Consider the following 4,286-nt stretch of genomic DNA (forward strand, 5'->3'; position numbering starts at 1 on the left):
AGTTGCCAAAGCGCTTGGGTAGGCCGCGCCATTTGCAGCCATGCTCGGCAACGTAAAGGATGGCGTTGACCACTTGCAGGTTGGTCATGCTGACATTGCCGCGCTGCGCCGGCAGGCAGTGTTCGATCAGAGAAAATTGTGCTGGCGTGATCTCCATGCACGATAGTTTAATCGCTCGGGCCATTAGTGTTAACAGGCCCTAGATTAGTGGCGTGGCCCTGGTACGCAGCGTGATGGCATAGGACGATGTCGCAAGCGGGCGGCTGGTGCGCTGTTTCCTGAGCTGTCGGTCGCGGCGACGCTGGCGTACTACGTTGTGTATCGGCCCGAGTCCGGGTCAATGCCGAAGGTGGTGCGTTTCAAGCAGTTGCTGCACGAGCAGGTGCATCGGTGAATTATCCGAATCACGAGGGTATCCGGGTAATCCGCGTGGCCGGCGCGGTCAATAAGCGTCATCGGAGCAAGACAGGCCTGCTAGCCGGCTGCTGGTTGTGCTACTGCGTGGACCTGTCGTTGCAAGGGCCGCTCCGGTCTCAGAGCACCCGCCAGAGCACATAGCCCGCAGTGATGAAGATGAGTAGTGCAAATGCCTTGTTGAGTGATCCCCGATGTGCGGCTAGCGCCGTCGCCGTACGCGCTCCCGCAAGGCCTCCTGCGCTGCCGGCGACGATCAATGCTGCAGCTAGCGACCAGTTCACCAGCCCGGAGTGCGCATAGTTCAGCGCGGTAGTCAGGCCGAATGCGGAGACCGCAACCAGCGAGCTGCCTACCGCAGCCAGCATCGGCATGCTGGTGGCGGACGTCAGGCCCGGCACGATGAGAAACCCTCCACCAATCCCGAAGAAGCCGGAAAACGCACCAGAGATGGTCCCTAGCCCGATCAGCGCGGGCGCATTGTCCTTCCCAAGTCGGGCATTGGTATCTTCTTGCGCGTTGCACCTATGAAGCATGAGCAAGCCGATCACCACCATGAGCACTGCGAACAGCGCCAGTAGCCGCTGTCCGTCGATGACCTTGCCCAGGGTCGAGCCGAGGTAGGCGCCAGCGATGCCAGCCAGGGCAAAGACCGAGGCGCACGGCCACTTTACGTTGCCACGGCGGGCATGCACGAATAGATTGGACAACGCGTTGGCTGCCACAGCCAGTGCGCTAGTCCCGATGGCTACATGCGGATCATCGACACCCACCAGATAGAGCATCAGGGGGACGGCGAGGATGGAGCCTCCGCCACCCACCAGTCCCAGCACGAAACCGACCAGAATCCCGGAGAGCCCGCCCAGCGCTATCTGCAGCAATGACAGGGTTTGCATGGCCATTGGCTACTCGGGGCTGGACTGCGCGTCGCAGCAAAGCCGCGGAGCGAGCGCGGAAAGGTCGTAACCTGCGCCAGAAGCAATGGACAGGACCTGGTCGGTCGTGAGTCCAGCAGCGCGCACTTGCCCCAGAGCCCACAACGACGTCGAGCGTGTACCTGTCCTGCAATAGGCGGCCACCGGAGCGGGCATTTGTAGCAGAAGCTCGCGGAACTGCTGCACTTGGCGAGCGGAAATGGAACCGGCCACGACGGGCAGGTAGGCGAAGCGTATACCGGCAGCCGTGCAGGCCGCCTGGATGGCCAGGTGGTCGGGCTGTTCCGGCTGCTCGCCGTCCGGCCTGTTGCAGACAACGCTTGCTACCCCTTGTTTTGCCAGGGCGGGTAGATCGGCAGGAAGAAGCTGGTCTGTCACGAGCATGTGGGGCGAAAGCTGTCGGAGTTTCATGGGGCGCTCTTTCCTGCGATGGGGCGGTGGATGAGCCAGTGAATCAACACTCCAGCCACCAGCGCTGCAGCGAAGACCAATGCGAACGCCTGGCCGGTCGCCAGCAGCGCGACGGCAGGTCCTGGACAGACGCCGGCCAGCCCCCAGCCGATGCCGAACAACGCAGCACCGATAACCAGTTTGTTGTCGATCTGCCGTTGCTGTGGCAGTTGCAGGGTCGCGGCCAATAAGGGGACGCTGCGCGCGCGTACCCAGCGATAAGCGACGGTCGACGGGAGTAGCGCGCCAGCCATCACCAGTGCCAGGGAAGGATCCCAGGCGCCCGTAACATCAAGGAAGGCGAGCACGCGCGCGGGATTGGCCATGTCCGAGACCACCAGGCCCAGTCCGAACAAGGCCCCGCAGAGAAAAGCTGTCAGGCGGATCATGCGCCGGCTCCGGCGGCGAGCCGCACAACCGTTACGGTTGCCATGCCCAGCAGCATGAATACAGTGGTCGCGACCATGGAGCGCGGCGACAGCCTTGCCAGCCCGCTCACCCCGTGCCCGCTGGTGCAGCCAGCACCCAGGCGGGTTCCATAGCCAACCAGCAGGCCAGCCAGGATCAGCATTGGCATGTCGGTGCCGCCTAGCGGGGCAAGCGCTATCGGCTTGATCGCCAATGCCACGCCTGCGCTCGTCAAGAGCCCGGCCAGGAACAGGGCGGACAGCGAACGCGCGCCGCCAGCCTGCAGGCCAAGCGCGTCGGCAAGCAAGCCCGATATGCCGGCAACCCGGCCGTTAAGCAGCAGATAGGCGCCGGAAGCGGTACCGATCATCAGGCCGCCGACCAACGGCCAGTACCATGCAAGCAATGGAAGCGTCATAACAGGTCCAGTGGCAGTTTCAGGTAACTCACGCCGTTATCGTCCGGTGTGGGCAGATGACCGGCGCGCATATTGACCTGCACCGACGGAAGGAGCAGGCGCGGCATGGGGAGGGTGGCGTCGCGCTTCTCACGCATCTCGACGAACTCCGCCGCGGAGACGCCCTGATGCACATGCACGTTCGCGCTGCGTTGGGCGCCGATCGTGGTCTCCCATGCGAAATAGTCCCGGCCGGTCGCCTTGTAGTCGTGGCATACGAAGACACGGGTATCGTCCGGTAGCTCCAGCAGCCGATGGATGGAGCGATAGAGTTGCCGCGCCGAGCCGCCTGGAAAGTCGCAACGCGCTGTGCCGTAGTCCGGCATGAACAAGGTGTCACCAGTGAACACCGCGTCACCGATGACGTAAGCCATGCATGCGGGCGTGTGCCCCGGAACATGAAGCGCCACCGCTTGTAGATGTCCGATGGCGAAAGCTGCACCGTCTACAAAAAGATGGTTGAACTGACTGCCATCGCGGCTGAAATCGGGACCGGCGTTGAAGATGCTGCCGAAGGCTTCTTGCACGCGAGTGATGTGCGCGCCGATTGCAAGCTGTCCGCCCGTCTGCTGCTGCAGCCAGGGTGCAGCTGATAGATGGTCGGCGTGTGCATGTGTCTCGAGCAGCCATTGCACCTGCAGGCCCTCGTCACGCACGTATTGCACAAGCGCCGCAGCCGACCTGGTCGCCGTTCGACCGGAGGCCATGTCGAAGTCGAGAACACTGTCGATGATGGCGCAGGCCGACGAGCGGGGATCCCGGACCACATGGCTGGCGGTAAACGTCGCAGGATCGAAGAACGTCTTCACCTGAGGCGCAGGCGCGTTGCCAGAGTAGGCGTCGCCAGCGACGGTGCGAGCCGCGACCAAGGGGGCGTCTGGTGTGGAAGAGGGACTCACGTTTGGGAAGCCCAGTGCGGATAGAGAGACTATTTCATACATGCATTAACAGTGCAACTATTTAGGTGTATGCGCAGTCTTCATTCAGTCGCCGGAGGGCTTAGCCATTACCCTGTGTATCCCGACATCCACTGCTCCACCACACGTGACCGAATCCCCCCTTACCGCTAGTGATCTCGCCGCCATGAAGGAACGCGTGCCTGAAGTGGCCGAGCTACTGCGCTTCATGGCAACGCCGTCACGCCTGCTGCTGCTGTGCCAGTTGTCCCAGGGCGAATCCACCGTCAGTGGGTTGGAAGAGACGACGGGCATCCGGCAGCCGGCCCTGTCTCAGCAACTTGCCGATCTGCGGCAGCGACAACTGGTTCTCACCCGACGCGAGTCCAGATCCATCATCTACAGCATGGCCGATCCGAAGGTCGCGGCTCTGCTGAGCGCCATGCATGCAATCTTCTGCGCAGAGCCCGAACAGACGAATTTTCACCGATAAAACTTCTGCTTCGAAACGGGTATGCGGCAGCTAGGGCCTGTTAACACTAATGGCCCGAGCGATTAAACTATCGTGCATGGAGATCACGCCAGCACAATTTTCTCTGATCGAACACTGCCTGCCGGCGCAGCGCGGCAATGTCAGCATGACCAACCTGCAAGTGGTCAACGCCATCCTTTACGTTGCCGAGCATGGCTGCAAATGGCGCGGCCTACCCAAGCGCTTTGGCAACT

At 62.2% G+C, this 4,286-nt stretch carries 8 protein-coding genes; 2 read left to right on the forward strand and 6 right to left on the reverse strand.

Translation table 11 applies throughout. The features are described from left to right. From ABS769_RS22125 to ABS769_RS22150, 6 genes are all read right to left on the reverse strand, one after another. Positions 1–157 (reverse strand): transposase (locus ABS769_RS22125; protein ID WP_233368074.1); only part of this gene is annotated, 157 nt, incomplete at its 3' end. 376 nt (positions 158–533) lie between these two features. Further along, the gene (locus tag ABS769_RS22130) at positions 534–1,295 is read right to left on the reverse strand and encodes a sulfite exporter TauE/SafE family protein (RefSeq protein WP_317063371.1); all 762 of its coding nucleotides are present in this window, start codon (positions 1,293–1,295) and stop codon (positions 534–536) included. Positions 1,296–1,319: 24 nt separating this feature from the next. Then, the gene (locus ABS769_RS22135) at positions 1,320–1,760 is read right to left on the reverse strand and encodes a TIGR01244 family sulfur transferase (protein WP_317063361.1); all 441 of its coding nucleotides are present in this window, start codon (positions 1,758–1,760) and stop codon (positions 1,320–1,322) included. Beyond that, a complete protein-coding gene (locus tag ABS769_RS22140) occupies positions 1,757–2,188 on the reverse strand; it encodes a DUF6691 family protein (RefSeq protein WP_317063363.1) in 432 nt (143 codons plus the stop codon). The genes ABS769_RS22135 and ABS769_RS22140 overlap by 4 nt, the downstream gene beginning before the upstream one ends. Continuing rightward, the gene (locus tag ABS769_RS22145; protein WP_317063365.1) at positions 2,185–2,625 is read right to left on the reverse strand and encodes a YeeE/YedE family protein; all 441 of its coding nucleotides are present in this window, start codon (positions 2,623–2,625) and stop codon (positions 2,185–2,187) included. The genes ABS769_RS22140 and ABS769_RS22145 overlap by 4 nt, the downstream gene beginning before the upstream one ends. Continuing rightward, positions 2,622–3,605 (reverse strand): MBL fold metallo-hydrolase, encoded by a 984-nt coding sequence (locus tag ABS769_RS22150; RefSeq protein WP_430544198.1) that lies wholly within the window; start codon positions 3,603–3,605, stop codon positions 2,622–2,624. Before ABS769_RS22150 ends, ABS769_RS22145 begins: the two co-directional genes overlap by 4 nt. A gap of 142 nt (positions 3,606–3,747) precedes the next feature. Here ABS769_RS22150 and ABS769_RS22155 point away from each other — a divergent pair, with 142 nt between their 5' ends. Then, positions 3,748–4,053, forward strand: a complete 306-nt coding sequence (locus tag ABS769_RS22155) for a metalloregulator ArsR/SmtB family transcription factor (RefSeq protein WP_317063369.1) — start codon at positions 3,748–3,750, stop codon at positions 4,051–4,053. A 76-nt stretch (positions 4,054–4,129) separates the two neighbouring features. Next, on the forward strand, positions 4,130–4,286 hold a 157-nt coding region (locus ABS769_RS22160; RefSeq protein WP_233368074.1), incomplete at its 3' end, for a transposase.

It is taken from the genome of Xanthomonas hortorum (genome assembly GCF_040279205.1).
Taxonomy (GTDB): Bacteria; Pseudomonadota; Gammaproteobacteria; order Xanthomonadales; family Xanthomonadaceae; genus Xanthomonas; species Xanthomonas hortorum_F.